General features: G+C 31.0%; 18 protein-coding genes. 14 read left to right on the top strand and 4 right to left on the bottom strand.

The genetic code is table 11. From position 1 onward, the window contains the following. Window positions 1–295 precede the first annotated feature (295 nt). The gene (locus C661_RS0103685; RefSeq protein WP_017413948.1) at window positions 296–1,549 is read right to left on the bottom strand and encodes an MFS transporter; all 1,254 of its coding nucleotides are present in this window, start codon (window positions 1,547–1,549) and stop codon (window positions 296–298) included. Between the two features lie 574 nt (window positions 1,550–2,123). Between C661_RS0103685 and C661_RS0103690 the strand changes: the two genes are divergently transcribed. The 3 genes from C661_RS0103690 (at window position 2,124) to C661_RS0103700 (ending at window position 4,690) form a co-directional block, all read left to right on the top strand. Further along, window positions 2,124–3,077 carry a GNAT family N-acetyltransferase gene (locus C661_RS0103690; protein WP_017413949.1) on the top strand — a complete coding sequence of 318 codons (954 nt, stop codon included), beginning with the start codon at window positions 2,124–2,126 and terminating at the stop codon, window positions 3,075–3,077. Window positions 3,078–3,476: 399 nt separating this feature from the next. Beyond that, window positions 3,477–4,238: a threonine/serine exporter family protein gene (locus C661_RS0103695; RefSeq protein WP_017413950.1), complete on the top strand. Its 762-nt coding sequence runs from the start codon at window positions 3,477–3,479 to the stop codon at window positions 4,236–4,238. Continuing rightward, a complete protein-coding gene (locus C661_RS0103700; RefSeq protein ID WP_017413951.1) occupies window positions 4,235–4,690 on the top strand; it encodes a threonine/serine exporter family protein in 456 nt (151 codons plus the stop codon). The genes C661_RS0103695 and C661_RS0103700 overlap by 4 nt, the downstream gene beginning before the upstream one ends. A gap of 247 nt (window positions 4,691–4,937) precedes the next feature. Here the strand turns inward: C661_RS0103700 and C661_RS0103705 are convergent, their stop codons facing one another. Beyond that, the gene (locus C661_RS0103705) at window positions 4,938–6,221 is read right to left on the bottom strand and encodes a M28 family metallopeptidase (RefSeq protein WP_017413952.1); all 1,284 of its coding nucleotides are present in this window, start codon (window positions 6,219–6,221) and stop codon (window positions 4,938–4,940) included. A 139-nt stretch (window positions 6,222–6,360) separates the two neighbouring features. Here C661_RS0103705 and C661_RS0103710 point away from each other — a divergent pair, with 139 nt between their 5' ends. Together C661_RS0103710 and C661_RS0103715 are read left to right on the top strand one after the other, a co-directional pair. Beyond that, entirely contained in the window at window positions 6,361–6,684 is a 324-nt protein-coding gene (locus C661_RS0103710) for a hypothetical protein (RefSeq protein ID WP_017413953.1), read from the top strand. Between the two features lie 69 nt (window positions 6,685–6,753). After that, a complete protein-coding gene (locus tag C661_RS0103715) occupies window positions 6,754–7,113 on the top strand; it encodes a cupin domain-containing protein (protein ID WP_017413954.1) in 360 nt (119 codons plus the stop codon). Between the two features lie 72 nt (window positions 7,114–7,185). Here C661_RS0103715 and C661_RS0103720 read toward each other — a convergent pair whose 3' ends face one another. After that, window positions 7,186–8,502 (bottom strand): pyridoxal phosphate-dependent aminotransferase, encoded by a 1,317-nt coding sequence (locus tag C661_RS0103720; RefSeq protein WP_017413955.1) that lies wholly within the window; start codon window positions 8,500–8,502, stop codon window positions 7,186–7,188. A 333-nt stretch (window positions 8,503–8,835) separates the two neighbouring features. On the opposite strand from C661_RS0103720, the gene C661_RS0103725 reads away from it, so the two are divergent. The 4 genes from C661_RS0103725 to C661_RS0103740 all read left to right on the top strand — a co-directional run bounded on the left by C661_RS0103725 (window position 8,836) and on the right by C661_RS0103740 (window position 12,237). Continuing rightward, window positions 8,836–9,534 carry a response regulator transcription factor gene (locus tag C661_RS0103725; protein ID WP_017413956.1) on the top strand — a complete coding sequence of 233 codons (699 nt, stop codon included), beginning with the start codon at window positions 8,836–8,838 and terminating at the stop codon, window positions 9,532–9,534. Next, window positions 9,535–10,470 (top strand): sensor histidine kinase, encoded by a 936-nt coding sequence (locus C661_RS0103730; protein ID WP_017413957.1) that lies wholly within the window; start codon window positions 9,535–9,537, stop codon window positions 10,468–10,470. A gap of 155 nt (window positions 10,471–10,625) precedes the next feature. Next, a complete protein-coding gene (locus C661_RS0103735) occupies window positions 10,626–11,549 on the top strand; it encodes an ABC transporter ATP-binding protein (protein ID WP_017413958.1) in 924 nt (307 codons plus the stop codon). Between the two features lie 4 nt (window positions 11,550–11,553). After that, a complete protein-coding gene (locus C661_RS0103740) occupies window positions 11,554–12,237 on the top strand; it encodes an ABC transporter permease (RefSeq protein ID WP_278243990.1) in 684 nt (227 codons plus the stop codon). A gap of 98 nt (window positions 12,238–12,335) precedes the next feature. Here the strand turns inward: C661_RS0103740 and C661_RS0103745 are convergent, their stop codons facing one another. Next, window positions 12,336–13,580, bottom strand: a complete 1,245-nt coding sequence (locus C661_RS0103745; RefSeq protein ID WP_017413960.1) for an MFS transporter — start codon at window positions 13,578–13,580, stop codon at window positions 12,336–12,338. Between the two features lie 735 nt (window positions 13,581–14,315). Between C661_RS0103745 and C661_RS0103750 the strand changes: the two genes are divergently transcribed. The 5 genes from C661_RS0103750 to C661_RS0103770 all read left to right on the top strand — a co-directional run bounded on the left by C661_RS0103750 (window position 14,316) and on the right by C661_RS0103770 (window position 18,952). Next, the gene (locus tag C661_RS0103750) at window positions 14,316–14,801 is read left to right on the top strand and encodes a cysteine hydrolase family protein (RefSeq protein WP_017413961.1); all 486 of its coding nucleotides are present in this window, start codon (window positions 14,316–14,318) and stop codon (window positions 14,799–14,801) included. 243 nt (window positions 14,802–15,044) lie between these two features. After that, window positions 15,045–16,007: an alpha/beta hydrolase gene (locus C661_RS0103755; protein ID WP_017413962.1), complete on the top strand. Its 963-nt coding sequence runs from the start codon at window positions 15,045–15,047 to the stop codon at window positions 16,005–16,007. Window positions 16,008–16,213: 206 nt separating this feature from the next. Then, the gene (locus C661_RS21245; RefSeq protein ID WP_017413963.1) at window positions 16,214–16,768 is read left to right on the top strand and encodes an RNA polymerase sigma factor; all 555 of its coding nucleotides are present in this window, start codon (window positions 16,214–16,216) and stop codon (window positions 16,766–16,768) included. After that, window positions 16,761–18,152 carry a DUF4367 domain-containing protein gene (locus C661_RS0103765; protein ID WP_017413964.1) on the top strand — a complete coding sequence of 464 codons (1,392 nt, stop codon included), beginning with the start codon at window positions 16,761–16,763 and terminating at the stop codon, window positions 18,150–18,152. The genes C661_RS21245 and C661_RS0103765 overlap by 8 nt, the downstream gene beginning before the upstream one ends. 542 nt (window positions 18,153–18,694) lie before the next feature. After that, on the top strand, window positions 18,695–18,952 hold the full coding sequence (locus C661_RS0103770) for a hypothetical protein (protein ID WP_157785674.1): 258 nt from the start codon (window positions 18,695–18,697) through the stop codon (window positions 18,950–18,952). Window positions 18,953–19,095: the final 143 nt, after the last annotated feature.

Raw genomic sequence — 19,095 nt, forward strand, 5'->3', positions numbered from 1 at the left:
AATAATTGATAACTGAAGAGGCGGCCATGATATTTTTTAAAAAAATTTATATGAGATAAGTAAGAAAAGCTTAGTGCTACCAACACTAAGCTTTTCTTAGAACATTTATTTTGTTTTAGGGCTATTTGATAAAATTAATTGATTATTAATTAAGATAAAGTGCTAATCTTTCTAGGATGTAGCACTTTTTTCTTTGCTTTTAACTTCTATATGAAGACCAAGAAACTTAATGTTAATTTTCAAGTAATGTATAAAAAGATTATGATTTCTTATATTACAAACTATGTTTTGAGGTTTAAAGATTTCTTAAATGCTTATTGAATATTTGAGCGATAAACAGTAGTATTACTAATATTCCACATCCAGCATACAAATACATAATGGATGTAAAAGGTGCAATTGAAGCCACGATCATAGATGCAATAGGAGTTGAGCACATAGCCATGGAATTGAATAACCCAGCAACTCTTCCAAGGTATTCTTGATTTATATTAGTCATAAAAGCTACATTAATAATCATCATGAATAGCGAAGCAACAAAACCACCAAATAAACAAGTTATAGTTATAATAGGAAGCAGTAGAGTCTGGTTTACAATAGGAAGTATAGAGAAAATGATATACACAATACCAAAAAGTATCCCAGAGGTTAAAAACAGATATAGTCCTTTAATTTTTTTTGCAATCCTAGGATAGAAAAGAGAGCCTAGAATTAGTCCCATTGTCATAGCAATGTTAATAAGGGATATAATTTCAGGACCTTGACTTAAGCCTTCTCCTACATATGCAGCTTGAAGTGAGTTGAAAGGTACTAATAAAGCACTGAATACGGCTCCAAACAAGCAAATGTTTGCTATAAGCTTATCATTTTTAAAATATTTTAGACCGTCTTTTAAATCAGTAAAGTATTGTTTATATTCTACAGCTTTCTTTTTAACAATTTCTCCTTCATACCTAATATTTACAATTATAGTGGCGCAGATTAAGAAGGTTACACCATCGATTATAATAGCACCACTTATACCTAAAATACCAATTATTATTCCAGCTGCTGCGAAGCCTATAATTTCTACAAATCTGCTTGTGCTTTGAGAAAAAGCTGTTCCTAAAGAGTATTTTTCTTTACTTAATATATAAGGGAACATAGCCATACTTGCGGGTCCTCTAAAGGATTCCAAGGTTGAATTGCAAAATGTTATTACAATTAAGTGCCAAGGTCTTAAATTTTCTGTGAAAAATAAAAATGCCGTTAGTAGGACTAATAATCCTCTGCCTAAATCACAGAGAGCTATAATTCTCTTCTTTTTAAAATAATCTACAAATACTCCGGCTATAGGTTGAAAGATAATATTAGGTATTGCATTAATTCCAAATAATACTGCTAATAATGCCTTTGAGCCTGTAAGTTCATAAATCATCCAGCCATAAGCTATAGAGTCAATAGAGTCACCAAATCTAGATATTAAGTTAGCAGTTAAGTTCATAAGGTATGCTTTTTCACTTAATAAAGACTTATATCCAATTTTTACATTAGGTGCAGTTTGTGTCATAAAAATCCCCCCAAGATTTTATTTTAATATATTAATTCTATAAGTGCACAAATTAAAGCTAAGCCCCATGTTAATAAGCTTTAAATTTGTAAATCCGTAATATAAATTCAATACACTATTATATTAAGTTGGTAAAAATATGTGATAACTATATTTAATAATAAAGTACACTTGAATAATATATCTAAGATTTATTGATTAGTTAAAAAATAACTTTACTGAATTTATTTTACATATTAAGTTTAGTTGTGATAATTATTAGTGTCAATAATTGGATTGAAAGAAGTTTTCAGGTGTTAAAAAATAAATTCAAATTTATAATTTAATAAAGTGAAAGTTTCATAATAATTCCACATTAAGAATAAACCTTATTTTCAATAAAAATGCTAACTAAAATATATGACATTTTAGGAATATTATGTATAATTAGAGGTGCATAGTATATATTCTTTGATTAGTCTTAGTGGTGATATGTAGTAGAAAAAATCTTGGGGTAAGGAATTATGAGTGAAGAAATTAAAATAGTTATAAAGTAAGAAAGTTATAAAATAAACTAATAAAGTGAGGTAGGGGAATGTTATTTGAGAAATTAAATGAAAAGTATATAGAAGATGCAGTTAACATTGCACAAGCACAATATGATAGGGAGCGAAAGTATATAGAGGCCTTATATGAAAAAGACTATAAGGTTGTTCTTACTGATTTGTTGACTGAAATGTTTAAGGGGAATTATGGGGTAGTAGCACTAGAAAAAGGAAAGCTGTTAGGATATCTAAGCTTCTGGGCAAGTATTAATGGTCATTTTGGAAATGTAAAAGGTTCCTTCTCGCCATTATTTGCTAATGGCTATAGAGGTGAAGATAGAGGTAGGCTCGCTTCACTTTTATTTCAACATACTTCGGAAGAAATGGTTAAGGAAGAAATTTTAAGCTATGGAATTTGTGCATATAGTCATGATGCTGAAGTTATGACATCTTTATCAATGAATGGCTTTGGTATAAGGTGCAGTGATGCTATAAGAAGTGTTGACAAGCCTTTAAATATTCAAGTAAATAAAGAGTACACTTATGAGGAAATTCATTATAGTGAGGCAAGTTGTTTGCTGTCATTAAAAAATAGTTTGGCTAGACATATGATAAAGAGTCCTACCTATTTCCCTAATGAAGAGTTTTCAGAAGAGAAATTTATCGCTATGTGTAATAGGCGAAAGTCAAGGTTCTTTGTTGCAAAGGATAAATCTGATATTATTGGATACTTTGAAATTATGAAGGATGGAGAAACCTTTATTTCTGAGGAACCAGATGTTTTAAATATTTGCGGTGCCTATTTAAAAGAAGATTATAGAGGGAAAAATATATATCAAAGTTTACTTGCCTTTGTACTTGAAACCTTAAAGAAGGATGGTATAAAAAGGTTAGGAGTAGACTGCGAAACTATTAATCCTACTGCTTTAAGATTTTGGAACAAGTATTTTGATCCTTATACTTATGGCTTTGTAAGAAGGCTTGATGAAAGAATTCTTAGGTAAAAGCTATTGGTATAAAATAATAAAATTACCTTAGGGGTGATTAATATAGAGGCATAAAGGGCTATTTTCAAAGTGGATAAAGTCTCCCTTTGAAAATAGCCCAGTTACTTTTTGAATAAATTTTTCTAGAGGTAGCAATAGGGCTTAAGGATGGAATTTTAACTTGTTTAGTATGAATTTCATTAATATTAATAACCCCTTGTGGGAACCTGGCTAGAGCTCACGCATAACTTAAGTTTCAACTCTGGTTCCCTAAAACAAAAAAATGCGTTGAACAAATTGACTAATGCAAATTTACCTCATTAGGATTTAATAAATTATGAACAGAATATGTTATAGATTACAGTGACATTATTAGTTATAATATTGATGATTAAATACTTAAAGGAGATATTTATAATGTTAACTGAGGAATTATTATACTGTGTAATGGATATCGGAGAGCAAATGCTAGTTAGTGGTGCTGAAATTAATAGGGTTGAGGATTCTATTAGACGTATTTGTAAGGCTTATAATGCAAAGCGGATTGATGTTTTTACAATAACCTCAAGTATTGTGGTCACCGTGCAGAGAGAGGACGGGAGTATTCTTACTCAAACCAGAAGAATTTATAAATACTCTACTAATTTAGATAAGGTGGATAAGCTCAACAGCCTTTCGAGATATATATGTAGTAACAGGCCAGAGCCTGAATATATTATTGATGAATTGAAGGAAATAAATAAAGAGAAGGTTTATAGTTCTACTATTGAATATTTTGCTTATGCCATAATTGCTGGTGGTTTTACTATCTTTTTTGGGGGAACCTTAATGGATGCCCTAGTATCCTCTTTAATAGCTATACTTTTGAAGTTATTCATTATTGTAGTTCAGAAGGTGGATAAGAACGTGATATTTTCTAATATAATCTGCTCTTTTATTATTGGAATACTTGCAATAGTATCTGTTAATGTTGGTGTTGGGGATAATTTAGATAAGATTATCATAGGAAATATAATGCTGATGATTCCAGGAATTGCTCTTACAAATTCCATCAGGGATATAATCAGTGGAGATACCATATCAGGGTTATTTCGACTTTGTGAAGCAGTTGTTGTAGCATTATCTATTGCTGTAGGCTTTGGTATTGCTTCAATTTTTTTCGGAGGTAGTTTTAAATGATTTATATAACTCAAATTGCCACAGCTTTTATAGGTTCCTTGGGATTCTCAATTCTTTTTAATATAAAAGGAAGAAGATTATGGCTTGCGGCTATAGGTGGCATGCTTTCTTGGATAGTCTATCTTTTATTAGGTAATTGGATTGTAAGTGAAATGTCTAGGTATTTTATATCTACTATGATAGTTACTATATATTCAGAGGTTTTAGCACGAATTGAGAAAACACCAACTACTACTTTTTTGACTTCTTCAGTGGTTCCCTTAATTCCTGGACGTGCACTTTATTTTACTATGAATTATGCTGTTAACGGCATGATGGATGAGTTTCTTCGTAATGGTTCACATACTGTAGGTTATGCAGCAGCTATAGCAGCAGGGATTATGGCAGGCTCCTCCTTGTTTAGAATATCAAGAGCAGTGGAGCAGAAACTAAAAAACCTACCGTTGGAATAAATACCACCAATGTTATTAATAAATTATGGACAGACTTTGCTTTAACAACATCTTGGAAGCTTTAAGTCTGACAGCTTCTTTAAGTGGCAGTTGCTCAGTATAGGTAAGTTCCTTTGGCGGCAATTTAAATCTGCTTCCAAAGCAGCTTTATAAAATGAACTTGTTCATTATTTAAAAAGTTATTAAAAAAAATAGGGCTATTTTCAAGGAGCTTTAGCTGTTCAACTTGAAATAGCCCTGTTTATAATTATTTTTTATTCTCAGATGACTCTTCTTTCTTAGGTTCTTTATCAAAGTACTCATCTAATTTCTTTCTCATATTCTCAGGAATTTTCCTATCAACTGGGAATACCACTGAATTTATAACTGCTTCACTGAATTCCTTAGTTATTATAGTAGTTTTTTCTAAAGCTTCAGCACTTAAGTAATCCATAACATCATCTCTAGTATGAATGAATGCTCCACCATGAGGTGCAAAGCGGCAGAAGGTAACTGATGGAATTCCAGCATCAGCAAAAGCTGTAGAATCACTTGAGTATATGCTCTGTTCTACTTTAAGTGGGAATCCTTTAACTTTAGCTGTATGATCAATATAATCAACTAAGCTTTGCTCAGCAGTAACTAGAGCCATTTCTTTTCCAAGAATAGAACCAGCAACGTCTACATTAATCATTAGAAGATGTTTTTTAAGCTCTTCTTCATGGTCTTTTAAGTATGCTTTACTTCCAAGAAGTCCAACTTCCTCAGAACCATACCATACAAATTTTACAGTTCTCATTGGTGGATTTTCTTTGAAATGTCTTAAAAGCTCCATTATAATAACGGAACCAGCTCCATTGTCATATACTCCTGTACTATAAGGAACACTGTCATAGTGAGCACCGAAGGAAATTATCTCCTCAGGGTATTTTGTTCCTTCTAAGGTTACAACCACATTTTGAGAAGGAAGTTCTATATCCTCCATGATTATTTCCACATGTACTTTAGAAGCCTTGTCCCTAACTATTTCAAAGCAGTCCTTCATGCGCATATTTACAGCAGGTATTTTTCCATGTTGTGTATTTTTTTCACGGATTCTAGCAATAGAAATATCAGTTTTATCTTCCTCATCCATGGCAGTACCAGACATAGTTATATAACCAGCAATACCAGCATCAATAAGTTTTTTATAAAGCTTAGGGTTTGGACGAGTATTCATAAGTACAAATTTTCCTTTAAGGTTAACTAAATTTACATCAAGTCCATCCTCAATATATATAAAATCTGTAGTTATTCCACCTTCAGGCGTGCCAATTGCACAGTTATATGGTGCAATCTCATATTCCTTCTCATAGGGCTCCACTACTTTTAGCGTAGCTTTTGTAATTTTAGAAGTTGGAGCTTTAAAAGCTTCTAAGTGTCCTTCACATCCTATGGAAGCAATTTCTTCTAGTAGCATGTTTGCAGCTTTAAATTCTTCTTCTGAGCCGCTAGTTCTTACAAAACCAATTTTCTTTAAAAGTTCAAATTCTCTTTGGCAATTAATTGACATAACATTTTCCCCCTAATTATCTATTTATATACATTATACTAGAATTGAAGGAAAAGATGTATAATAAAAGAAGTGAAGAGTTGTAAATCAAAACCACATATTAGTAAGATATTATGAAATACTTATAGAGGGGTGCGTTATGGAAAGATTAAAACATTCAAAACTGGGAATTATATCTTTTTTATTAGCATTGATTCCTATCATCTATGTTGTTGTTCAAACAATCATAGACTTGTCGGCGCCAATGGGTACAGGCTTAAATAAGAGTTTGGCTATTTCTTATTTTATAATGAACTTTATGTTTGCTATATCTTTAGTTAGTTTTGTGATTGGCATTATTGCAATTACTGGAAAAGGTTATAAGAAAAGTCTACCAATAAGTGCAATGATAATAAGCGGATTATTTTTATTGATACCAATTATTAGTTCTATAAAAAGCGTAATAAAAATATTAAACATGTAAGATTTTTAATCAAGAAACTGCAATTTAGTTTACAACATTCTTATTAGGTATAGCGAAGGAGATATAAAGATGGATAAAATTAACATTTACGAGAAGTTAAATCTTTTTAATGAGCATTGGAGTCCTAAAATTTTAGGTGAGGTTAATGAATCATATGTGAAAGTTGCCAAATTCAAGGGTGAATTTTTATGGCACATTCATGAGAATGAAGATGAGATGTTTTATGTTCTAAAAGGACTATTGATTATTAGGTTTAGGGATAAAGACGTTTATTTAAAAGAAGGAGAATTTCTTATTATTCCAAAAGGAGTTGAACATATGCCAGTTGCTGAAGAAGAAGTACATGTGATGTTGATTGAAGCAAAAACAACATTGAACACTGGAGATGTAAGAAATGAAAGAACAGTAGAGGAACTTAAAAAAATTTAGCGCAGATTCTTCTTAAAATATAAATTAAGGGAAGCCATTTTTGGCTTCCCTTAAAACTATATGATTTTTAAATTATCTTTGAGCTTCAAATTGTCTTAAAAGCTTAACAAATAACTCAGGAACTTTTGCCATGTTTTCTGGAGTTTCAACGAAGGAAATTCTAAATTGAGTATTTCCTGGGTTTACTGCATCTTTAGCTACATTGTAGAAGCCTTTCATTGGTGCTACAAGTAGAGTTGTTTCAACTCCATCAATGTTAACAGATCCTTCTTGAGCACAGTATAAAATGAAGTCAATTCCGTTAAAGCCAGGTTTTACTACGTTTCTAACATCGATTACAGTGTAGATAGATGCATCTGGGCTAGAAACAATTAAGCCAGGCTCTTGTTTTTTAAGACCATTATATACGTTGAAGATTTGCTCTTTGTAGTATTCTCTAATGCTAGTGCACCACTGAGCAATTTCTTCTTTAGTTTGGTGAGCAAGAGCACCGAAGATGTACTGACCAATTACGTTAGCACAAAGGTTTGCAGTATACTCAGCAACAGAACGGTTGTTGAATTCAGCACTATCTGTAATTAGAGCACCTATTCTTAAACCACAAGCATTCCATACTTTTGATGTAGTTTCGATACTGATTCTTCTTCCTTCAATACCAGGAACCTCAGCATCAGTAACTCCCCAAATACTTACAAGCTTACTGTTTACATCATAGAATAATTCACGATAAGCTTCATCACTTACCATCCACATGTTGTACTTAACGCAAAGCTTAGCTAATTCTTTAAGAGTTTCAAAATCAAAGTATTGTCCAGTTGGGTTGTCATAAGGGATCACAAGAAGTGCTCCTGGATTATGCTCTTTTATTGATTCTTCTATTTTATTTAATTCTGGAAGACTAAACTTACCATTTTCATTTAAATCACGAGATACTGTAACAATTTTACGTCCAATTCTTTCTGCAAAAGAAATATAATTTGTGTATGCTGGGTCAATAACCATAAGTGGCTTGTCCCCAGTGCCTGCAGCACCACAAACTCCTAGTAAAAGCAATTCCATAGCAGCAGATCCGCCGTCAGTTACTTGAACAAATAATTTGCTTGTATCAAAACCTTCACACTTAAGGATGTTTTTGAAAGCATCTTGGCACTCTTGAACACCAGCAGTAGTTGAATATCTAACAACACCCTTTGCAAATGGGCTTTCAGGTGCACCTAGTTCAAACATTCTTTTCATCATAGCTGGGTTTGTAGGAAGAGAAACGTTACCTATACCTACGTTGATTACAGCTTCAGGTTTAACTTTACGCTCTTCATATTTCATTTGAGCTAGTCTTACATCTGATGGCATTCTTGACTCGAAGTGAGCTGATAAAATTGGCTTATTCATATTAATGCTCCTTTTCTAAAAAAATATTTTTTCTCAAGAAATACTCCTTGAGGGATTTTTATAATTAGGCACTTGAAAATGCCTTATACTGACATAAATATTCTAACATTAATTCAACTGGTTTTCACTTCTTTTTTTAAACCTTTACAAAAATTATATAAAAGGGCTTATAAGTCATTTAATAACAGCTTATAAAAGAGAGATTTAGGGGAGCACTCCTTGTTTTATGCAGTTAAGTAGAGTAATAATTATAAAAGTGAAGGATTTGGTATGTATTGGGATACTATGGTATAATATTGAAATAATTGTTATGTAAGAATGAGGTTATGTTTTATGGAAAATAGAATTCTACTTATTGAAGATGATGTGTCTATAAGTGAAATGGTAGTGAATTATTTAAAAAAAGAAGGTTTTACCCTAACTGCAGCTTTTAATGGAGAAGAAGGTCTAGGTAAGTTTTTTAGCAATTCCTTTGATTTAATTCTTCTTGATATAATGCTGCCAAACCTTGATGGAATGGAAGTTTTGAAAATTATAAGGGAAAAAAGCTCAATACCAATTTTAATTATGTCAGCAAAGGATAGAGATTTTGATAAGGCTATTGGTCTTGGCTTAGGTGCTGATGATTATATAGCTAAGCCTTTTTCTATGGTTGAGCTTTCAGCAAGAATTAAGGCAGCAATAAGACGAGCAACTAAATACTCACAAAGCGAGCAGAAGAAAGAAGATGAAGTTATTAACTTTGGCAATCTTTCTATTGAACTTAAAAATTATACCGTTACTAAAAATGGTGTAAACTTGCAGCTCACTTCAAAGGAATTTGATATTTTAAAGCTATTTATTTCAAATCCTAACAGAGTTTTCACTAAGGGAGAAATCTATAGTTTTGTTTGGAAAGATGATTATTTTGGAGATGAGAATGTAATAAGTGTTCATATGAGAAGATTAAGAGAAAAAATAGAGGATAATCCTTCAAAACCTGAATACATCAAAACCTTATGGGGCATAGGCTATAAGTTAGGAGAACTTTAAATGATATATTTTTTATCAATAGTTATTTTCATTTTATTAGGGGTAATTTGTTTTCAATATATGTCACAAAAGAAAAGAAGTGCTGATTTAAAGTACACTTATGAGAAGCTAGATAACATCATTGATAATTGCACCAATGAGAAACTTTTAGTTTTCACTGATGATAAAGAGCTTATTTCAGTGTTAACAAGAATTAATAAACTCTTAGAGAATAATCAAAAGGTACAGGCAGATTATTCAAAGACAGAAATAGCAATGAAAAAAATGCTATCAAACATTTCTCATGACTTAAAAACGCCTCTTACAGTGGTACTTGGATACATTGAAACAATAAAGCTGGATAAGGATATAAGTAAAGAAGAAAGAGATACTTTGCTGTGTAAGGTAGAAGGTAAAGCAAGGGAAGTTTTAGAGCTAATTAATAAGTTCTTTGATTTAGCAAAGCTTGAAGCAGGGGACAAGGATATTCCTTTAACAAGAGTTAATATAAAAGAACTTTGCTTAAAAACCCTCTTAGGTTTTTATGATGTCCTAACAAGTAATGGCATTGAAGTTCATATAGATGTTCCAGAAGAAAACATTTTTTCTATGGGAAATGAAGAAGCTATAGATAGAATTTTAAACAATTTAATTTCAAATGCTATTAAATATGGAGCTGCAGGAAAGTTTCTAGGCTTATCCTTAAAAAGTCATGAGGACTATGTATATTTAGAAATTTGGGATAAAGGTAAGGGAATTAGCGAAATATATAAAGACAGGATTTTTGAAAGAATGTATACTCTTGAGGACTCAAGAAACAAGCAGTATCAAGGCAGTGGTCTTGGACTCACCATAACTAAAAGACTTGTTGAAACCTTAGGAGGAGAAATTTTTCTAGAAAGTAAGCCTTATGAGAAGACGGCATTTATCGTTAAGTTAAAGAAAATAACCTACTAGTCAATAAGGTGCTTAGTAAAATTGAGCATCTTTTTATTTTGGATGCAAACTTAAGAATTTTGTAAGATTTAAGTAAAAAAAAAGATAAGTTCAGTTGCTACAATATAAATATAGACAGTTCATTAATATAGACAATTTGGAATGGGGAGATAGATATGTTATATGTATTAAAAACTAACAATTTGACAAAAGCTTATAATGGAAAAGAAGTTGTATCTAACGTGAATATGAGTGTTAAAAAGGGAGAAGTTTATGGGTTTTTAGGACCAAATGGGGCTGGTAAAACAACCCTTATGAGGATGATTACAAACCTAGTTAAGCCTACCAGTGGGGAAATTGAAATCTTTGGTGAAAAACTAAAGGATACCTCCTATGAGGTGTTAAAAAGGTTAGGAACCATCATTGAATATCCTGTATTTTATGAAAAACTTTCAGCAAGAGAAAATTTAGAACTTCACTGTGAGTATATGGGATACTTTGATAAGAAGGCTATAGATAAAGCCTTAGATCTTGTAGGGTTAAACAATATTGATAATAAATCAGTGAAGGATTTTTCCCTTGGGATGAAGCAAAGGCTGGGCATTGCTAGAGCTATAACTACAAAGCCAGAATTGTTAATCCTAGATGAGCCTATAAATGGTCTTGATCCCATAGGCATTAAGGAATTTAGAGATTTATTCAAAATGCTTAGCAAAGAGTATGGCATAACCATATTAATTTCTAGCCACATCTTAGCAGAAATTGAACAAATAGCAGATACCATAGGGGTAATTAATAATGGTAGATTAATTGAAGAGGTTTCTATGGAGAGTATTAGAGCAGGTAATACGGAATATATAGAGCTAATTGTAAGTGATGCTGAAAAGGTAGCTTATGTTCTGTCAAACAACCTAAATATATCTAATTTTAAGGTTCTGGATAGCAAAACAATTAGAATATATGATGGCAGTATATCTCAAAATCAAATAACTAAAACACTAATTAACAGTGATATATCCATAGAGGGGATAACAAAGAAAAATGGATCCTTGGAAGAATATTTCTTAAATTTATTAAATGGGGGTAGTAGAAATGTTTAAGCTTATGAAATTAGAAATGAAAAAGTTTAAAGTTGCAGGATATATTAAAGGTGCTATTATTGCTAATTTAGTGATAATAGGAATAATGATAGCTGGGATTTTAATATCTAAAAGTGAAGGAGAGCTAATATTAAATAATTATAACTTTGCTTTTCAAATGGTTGATTCTTCAGTAAAAGCTACCTTTATAATATTTGCATCAGTACTACTTTCCAAACTAATTATTGAAGAATATAAAAATGGCACAATGACACTGCTCTTTATGTATCCAATAAACCGAAAAAAGCTCATTGTAGCAAAACTCATCATTGTGCTCATATTCACTTTTGTAGCTATATTTTTGTCTAATATTTTTATAGATGGTATTTTAATTGCAATTAATAGCTTTACTAACTTTATACCAGATGAAATTACTAAAGAAATTTTATCAAACGCAATAATTTCAATTAATACTAGCGCAGTAACTTCTGCTTTTATGTCACTAATACCACTATACTTTGGAATGAGAAAAAAATCAGTGCCAACTACAATAATATCCTCCATATTAATTGTAACTGTTATGTGCTCAAATGCTAATGGGTTTTCATTAAGTTCTATAGTTATAATACCCATTATATTTTCATTTGTAGGAGCATTTATTGCTTACTTATCTATTAGGAATATAGAACATGTGGATGTAAGTAAATAAGCTACCTTGGCCCATTGATATTTATCGCCTGTAGTAAATAATCTTATTGAATGTACAGCTGGCAATATTATTTCATATGGAGGATTTTAATTTAGATTTTAACTCTTAATTTTTATAGAAATTATTTTTTTCAAATTATAAATAATTAATTTATAGATTAATAGAACGGGTGATAAAAGAATAGCTGATATAAGCAAGGCAGTTCTAATTGAATAAATAATTCCAAATGAACCTACAATAGGGCCACCTAAAATTTGACCAATTGAATCAACTTGGCCTCTGATTGAAAAAATAGTTGCTCTAATGTTATTATCAGTAATAATATTGCTTAACATAGTATCTAATAATGGGCTTGTAATGCTCCTCGCTATAATGATAATCCAAAATAGGATTAGTGCCATATATAAGTTCTTTGTCATGCTAAAGCCAATTAGGGAAAGCATGATTATTAGTGAACTTATTAGCAGTACTTTAATAAGTAAAGCTAATTTATTAAAATGTAACCTTCTATTTAATATTTCTAAGGCAACTATTGATAATAAAATAGAGATGCCTCTAATTATGCCAAAAGAAGTAACAGAGTTTAAAGTCTTCATTAAATCCCAATTGAAATTTTTTATTAGATGTGCAGTCCATAATCTATCAAAGCCTTCACTATATAAACCATAAGCTAAACCTAGAGCAAGCAATAGAATTAAGAGGTGATTAAGTTTAATATATTGCTTAGTGGTTTTTAATGTGTCTAATATTTGAGTCCAGTGGGTGTGATTTTTATGAGGCCTTGGTGTATAGCCATCTTCTGTCATTACAATTATTAAAAAAATAGCTAGAAGAATCATGCCAGCTCCACCTAGCACAATTGGTAGACTAAGACTTATTAAGCCTACTATTATGCTAATTGGGATTGCAATTAATTCCCCAAGTTGTCCCAATTGAGATCCTTTTACAAAAATATTTCCTGAGTTTTCTTCTCCTAATTCATCAATAATCCATGCTTGAGTAGCGCCACTTATAAAGGTATAACCAATTCCAAAAAATAACTGAGATATAATTATAGAAAAGAAAAAGGGAAAAAAACCTTCTATAATAAAACCAGTGCCCATTAAGGTATAACCAATTATAATAGACAACTTCCTGCTTTTAATATCAGCAACAATTCCAGTGGGTATTTCAAATAAAAATATAGTTATTTCCAATACTGTACCTACTAAAACTAATTGCAGTGGATTTAATTTAGCTGTATTTATATGATATAAAATGTTAACAGTGAAAATAAGAGAAAAAAGTATCTGGGATATTAAAGTAATAATAAGATATAAATTGTAAGGTTTAATTTTCTTCATATATTTTTCCTCCAAGAAAAAGTAGTAAGTATTAGATACATATTAACACGTATGGAAATGTGGTACTTTTCCTATTTTGCTAATATGATTAGGTTTTTCTTTATATTAAACCAATGTAAAAGGAAGGTTATTATCAATGAATTGATTTAACTTTTATGTTTTCATTTATAGATTTACCACTTGAAAAGTTAAAGTGTTTTGTCATTGAAGTAGTGAAATGCTTAGTCTAATTTACAGTATGACAAGGCATAGCTATATATTAAATTAATGTGAAAGTGGAATTATAAGGTGTGATTATAGGAGCTTCAAGTTTTTTTCTCTTAAAGTAATGTGATGAAACCATTGATGTGAGTGAATTCTAGAGTTGATATAAAAAAACAGTTTAGTGCTCCTTATAGGGTTGACTGGATATATATGTAAGTGTATAATTATGGTATAAATTGTAGGAAGGGAGCGATGTATTATGATGAATTTAAATAGCATAGTAAAAATAAGCATAGTTCCCGGCACATTTTATTAAAAATCTGTGAAAATGCTTTGAAATTGCTGCCCGGGAGAAGTAATTATTTCATCCGGGCATTTTTATGCCCAATTTTAACTAGATTTTAGAAGGATAATTAGCCTATCCTCATTATTTCTTTAACAAGTTTAAGGTGAAAGGTATATTTTCTTCTAAAGTCACTATTCAAAATGAATTTTTTCATTAGTTAAAATAAAATTCAGGAGGCGTGCAAAATGAATATTGCGTTATTAATAATTGATGTACAGGAAGCTTTTATAGGACATAGAAAAGAAGAACAGGAATACCATAATACTTTCGAATATATAAATGAAACTGCTAAATTGTTTAGAGAGGCTGGTAAACCTGTCATAGTGATTAGAGATATTGAAGGTGGCAATGATAGCACCTTTGAAAATGTAGAGAAATTGGTTAGTGAGGATAGTGATATAGAGGTTTTAAAGACTTTTAGCAATAGTTTTTGGAAGACAAATTTAGAAGAAATATTAAAAGAAAAAGAAGTTGATTTTGTTGTACTTTGTGGAAATGCAGCAGAGTACTGTGTACTAGCTACTTATAATGGTGCACTAGAAAGAGACTTTGGTGCAGCTATGCTTCAGCATGGAATCTTTGCTTGTCACCAAGGGGGCTTAATGGACATCTACAATAATAGAGCATTGATTTCTTATGAGGTTATAGAATATATGATTAATAACTGTTAATATAACTGGTTTTGCAAGTAAAGCAACTAGGGTTATTTAAAAGTAGAACAACTATTCTGATGAAACAAAAATATTATTAGTACAATGGGGTTAATTTATAGAGAACCAGAGTTAAAACTTAACTCATACATGAGTACTACTCTGGTTCCTTTAGGGGGCTATGAAGATGAATGAAATTCATACCGAATAAGTTAAAATTCCATCATAGAAACCTATAAATAAATATTAATTAGGGGGATATTTATGAATTATAAAAACTTTTATGAATTTGAACAATACTATTCGATACCCTTCTCTGAAGAAAAGTATGATGAGGTTTTAAATATACTTCTTCAGGCAAAGGAACTTTTACCAAAGGAGGAATATGAAGAAAATCTGTTTGAACTTATGGTAGATGAATCTAGAATATATACTAGAACCAATAATAGTGACAGTTGTATTAAGCTTATAAAAAGAGCACTTGAAAAAGATTATCCATTTCCACTACATTGGCCAAACTTTGATTTAATAAGAAATCATCCTGAATATGAGTCTCTTAATAATTTAAATGCACAGCTACTTCAAAAAGCTAAAGAAAATTCTAAGCTAAAATATGGAGTTCACCTTCCAAAATCCTATGACCCAACAAAAAAACATCCATTATTCTTTTGCCTACATGGTGATGGATTTCATTGCAATATGAGAAATAATAGCTGGTATTGGAAACCTGATGCACTTTTAGAAGAAGGGTACATAGTTGTATATCCTCAATCATCACAAATGTATTTCCATAACAGCTTTGGCTGGCTTAGGGATCCAGCTCTATCAAGAGAAGAACTAAAAGCTTGCTATAAACAGTTATTATTAAACTATTCCATAGATGAAACTTGTGTAATAATTGGAGGTTTCTCTGGTGGTGCAACTACTTCTATTAATATTGCTTTTGAAAATACTATGCCAATAAAAGGGGTTATTGCATTATGTCCTGGTGATTACTTAGATAGCATGGGACTTGAGGACACAAAAAAATTAGCAGAAAGAAAAACAAAAATAGTTATTCTTGAAGGGGAACAGGACACTGACCCAACTGTTCAGCATCTTTTAAAATTATTTAAAGAAGTTGGACTTGCCCATGAATATCATATTAATAAAGGAATTGGTCACTGGTACCCAGAAGATTTAGCTGAAAGAACTTTGAAGGCTGTGGAGTTTATAACTAGTAACTAATTGAGGGCGTGTCAATGTCCTAGGGCGTTAATTATATTTTTACATTGAAAAAAGACTTCTAGCTTTATAGTAGAAAAAAAGCTTAAATAGAATGGGAATATCTATAGATTAAAATAATTTATAGATATTCCCATTATTACTGTCGCAAAATTGAATTTCATTCGTTATATAGGGTGAGAGTATTCTCAAATGGAAGGAGTGATTAAGTGAAGACTTTGGCAGTTGAAGATTTTCAAAATAGCATATTAGAGCAACTTTATAGTATTTATGAACATAAAATGTATGGTATTGCATATTCAATTCTAAATAATTCTGGACAAGCAGAAGATGCAGTTCAAGATGCATTTATAAAGTTAATTCCACATTTAGGACATATTAGTGAAGTATCCAGTATGGAGACGAAACGATTAATAACATATACCATAAAAAATATTGCCATTGATAAATATCGTAAAAATAAGAAAGAATCTGAGTTATTCGATAAAGGTATAGATGAACCTATGATAAGTGAAAATCAACATAAATTTGACTCAATAAAAGCTATAGAGGACAGGCAAATTGTTTTGCAACTGATTTCTAGGCTACCGGCAAAGTACCGTGAGATAATTAGGTATCATTGCTATTATGATCTTAGTTATAAAGAGATATCAGTATTATTAAATATCAGTGAAAAAGTAGCTACTAAGAGATATGAACGTGCAAGAAAATGGTTAAAAAAAGTCATAGAAAAAGAAATGATTGGAGATGAATTGCATGGATAATAAAATTGAAATTGATATAATGACCTATCTTATAGGTGAGGAAGATGCTGTTATGGAGCTAGATAAAGTTACAGAAGTGCATGAGTTCTCAGAAAAGTATAAAGATGAAAAGATAGACATAATTAAAAGACAAAATAACATAGAACCTATTAACCTTACTAATAGAAAGGGCACAAGGATGAAAAGGAAAAAGATTATAGTTCTTATTGCCGCTGCAGTAGCTACTCTAGCTTTTTCTGTAACTGCTTATGGAATATGCAAAAAATTTCTTGTTACAACAAGTAGAGATGAAGATTTGGGAGTGGTTAATTATGAGGTTAAATCAGAGAAGAAGATTAATAAAATACCGTTAATTAATATAACCCCTGAATATCTTCCTGAGGGTTATTTACCTATTGCAAATGCCCCAGGAAAATATGGCCCTAATAGAGATGCTGGTTCTGAAAAAGGAATAATTATGTATCAAAATGATTATATATATCAGAATACAAAGGGGTGTATAAGTAGTATAGAAGAAGGTGCAATTGGTGGTGTAAAGGCAAATATTTATACAAGTGAAGGTATGCCTTATAAATATTCAATAGACTTAATTTATGAAGAGGATGGTCAAATTATTACAGTTGGTGGTGGGATTTCCTTAGAGGAACTTAAAAAAGTAGCAGAAAATATAAAATATGAAGTAGTTCCTGGAGAATTTTTAAAACTATATAATCCAACAGTTGAAACAAGCAACGACGATGTATATATCGCTCCTCCCGTTCCTGCTGATCATGTTTTCAATATGAACGAAAAAATCAATATGGATGTTAGAGTAAGGGAAAAATTGGAATTCACTGTAGATAAAGTTGAGATTATGGATAAGTTACCTAAGTTAGATGAAAATTCTTTTTTTGAGTATAATGAATATGTTGAACAGTTAAATGAGGATGGAACATTGAAGGATTATGAAAGAAGTGTCTCTATTAAATGGGAAAACAACAAGTTAAATCAAGTTACTGAAACTGCAAGAAGAAAATTTGCCTATGTAACTTTAACATTTAAAAATCCCCTTAATAAAGAGGTAAAAGACGTGGGTGTATATCCAACGATTCAATATAGAATGAAAGAATCAGATGGTACCCTTAAAGCATTTGCTAATGATATTAGAAGTGGTAATGATATCGCAAATAGCAAGGAGCCAATATATTTTGATCAATCGGATTATCCAGGAGGACATTTCTTCTTCTGTGACTTAAAGCCAAATGAAACTAAGCAGGTTCATTTAATTTACTTGCTAGATGAGGATTACCTTGATTATGCATACATTACTGAAAAAGGAATGAGTAGACAGGGAAATGGGAATGAGTATATAAATAACTTTGGTAGTTATGTTAAGATAAAGTAAGAAAATAATAGTTTACAGTATAAAAGAGAAGTAATCTTGATTTAGGTTACTTAATAGTTCCTAAAGGCTCACTTTCAATGGTATTTTGAGTGTTAGGTAAATTTTAATATTGTGAAACAGAATTAAAATTTAACTTATATATGAGGCCTACCCTGGTTCTCTTAAGGGTTTATAAAGATGAATAAGTTAAAATTCTATCAATGAACCGTGTATAAAGCTATAATACTAGCAATTTTTCAGATGCGGTATAATTATATAACTCAAGTGTTAATTGTTAGAAATATGGAGGGATTAGTATAAATAGAAAAAGTTTATTTAAGACTATAGTTAGGATTTATATAATTATTGTAATAGTCACTATAATCCTCAGGCTGTTTTTTCAATTATCACCAATTGGCAATTATACAGATGCTGGATTAATTATAGCAGGTTTATATTTATTTACTTCCTATGTTGTTAGAGAGGAACTATGGAATAAAACAATTGCTTATATTGGTCTTACTTTAGTTTCAATTGCTGTTATATTGTATCCACTAATTTTTTTGGAACAAAAAGAAGTATACTTTACATCACCAGAAAAAACTAACACAGTGGTGATTGTTGAAAGGTCCTTCTTTCTTGGAGGATACAGCACCGTATATGAAAAAAAGCTCTGTTTATTTAAAAAGCCAGTGAATTGGAATAGAATTGATGGGCTAAATAATTTTTCCAGTGGGTATTTTACAGTCCATTGGATTAGTGAGAAGGCAGCTATTATGAAACGTAATGGGGAACATTATGGACAAATAAATTTAGATTAAATGAGGTTTTTATAAAGTTAGAGTTGGATGCTGGTGGAGATTAATACCACCGATATCCAACTCTAATTTCATTAAAAAACTATTATTCAAGGTTTGAAGTTCTGTTTAGGACATGCTTAAAAGACGAAGTTCATTTTATTCAC

Source organism: Clostridium tunisiense TJ (genome assembly GCF_000300195.1).
In the GTDB taxonomy this organism is placed as follows: Bacteria; Bacillota; Clostridia; order Clostridiales; family Clostridiaceae; genus Clostridium_J; species Clostridium_J tunisiense.

What these genes read in the sequence shown, in the direction of transcription:
- C661_RS0103725 (WP_017413956.1), top strand. Translation starts at nt 8,836, where the DNA reads ATGGAAAATAGAATTCTACTTATTGAAGATGATGTGTCTATAAGTGAA.
- C661_RS0103710 (WP_017413953.1), top strand. Translation starts at nt 6,361, where the DNA reads ATGGAAAGATTAAAACATTCAAAACTGGGAATTATATCTTTTTTATTA.
- C661_RS0103740 (WP_278243990.1), top strand. Translation starts at nt 11,554, where the DNA reads ATGAAATTAGAAATGAAAAAGTTTAAAGTTGCAGGATATATTAAAGGT.
- C661_RS0103700 (WP_017413951.1), top strand. Translation starts at nt 4,235, where the DNA reads ATGATTTATATAACTCAAATTGCCACAGCTTTTATAGGTTCCTTGGGA.
- C661_RS0103750 (WP_017413961.1), top strand. Translation starts at nt 14,316, where the DNA reads ATGAATATTGCGTTATTAATAATTGATGTACAGGAAGCTTTTATAGGA.
- C661_RS0103730 (WP_017413957.1), top strand. Translation starts at nt 9,535, where the DNA reads ATGATATATTTTTTATCAATAGTTATTTTCATTTTATTAGGGGTAATT.
- C661_RS0103690 (WP_017413949.1), top strand. Translation starts at nt 2,124, where the DNA reads ATGTTATTTGAGAAATTAAATGAAAAGTATATAGAAGATGCAGTTAAC.
- C661_RS0103685 (WP_017413948.1), bottom strand. Translation starts at nt 1,549, where the DNA reads ATGACACAAACTGCACCTAATGTAAAAATTGGATATAAGTCTTTATTA.
- C661_RS0103765 (WP_017413964.1), top strand. Translation starts at nt 16,761, where the DNA reads ATGGATAATAAAATTGAAATTGATATAATGACCTATCTTATAGGTGAG.
- C661_RS0103745 (WP_017413960.1), bottom strand. Translation starts at nt 13,580, where the DNA reads ATGAAGAAAATTAAACCTTACAATTTATATCTTATTATTACTTTAATA.
- C661_RS0103735 (WP_017413958.1), top strand. Translation starts at nt 10,626, where the DNA reads ATGTTATATGTATTAAAAACTAACAATTTGACAAAAGCTTATAATGGA.
- C661_RS0103755 (WP_017413962.1), top strand. Translation starts at nt 15,045, where the DNA reads ATGAATTATAAAAACTTTTATGAATTTGAACAATACTATTCGATACCC.
- C661_RS0103705 (WP_017413952.1), bottom strand. Translation starts at nt 6,221, where the DNA reads ATGTCAATTAATTGCCAAAGAGAATTTGAACTTTTAAAGAAAATTGGT.
- C661_RS0103695 (WP_017413950.1), top strand. Translation starts at nt 3,477, where the DNA reads ATGTTAACTGAGGAATTATTATACTGTGTAATGGATATCGGAGAGCAA.
- C661_RS0103720 (WP_017413955.1), bottom strand. Translation starts at nt 8,502, where the DNA reads ATGAATAAGCCAATTTTATCAGCTCACTTCGAGTCAAGAATGCCATCA.
- C661_RS0103715 (WP_017413954.1), top strand. Translation starts at nt 6,754, where the DNA reads ATGGATAAAATTAACATTTACGAGAAGTTAAATCTTTTTAATGAGCAT.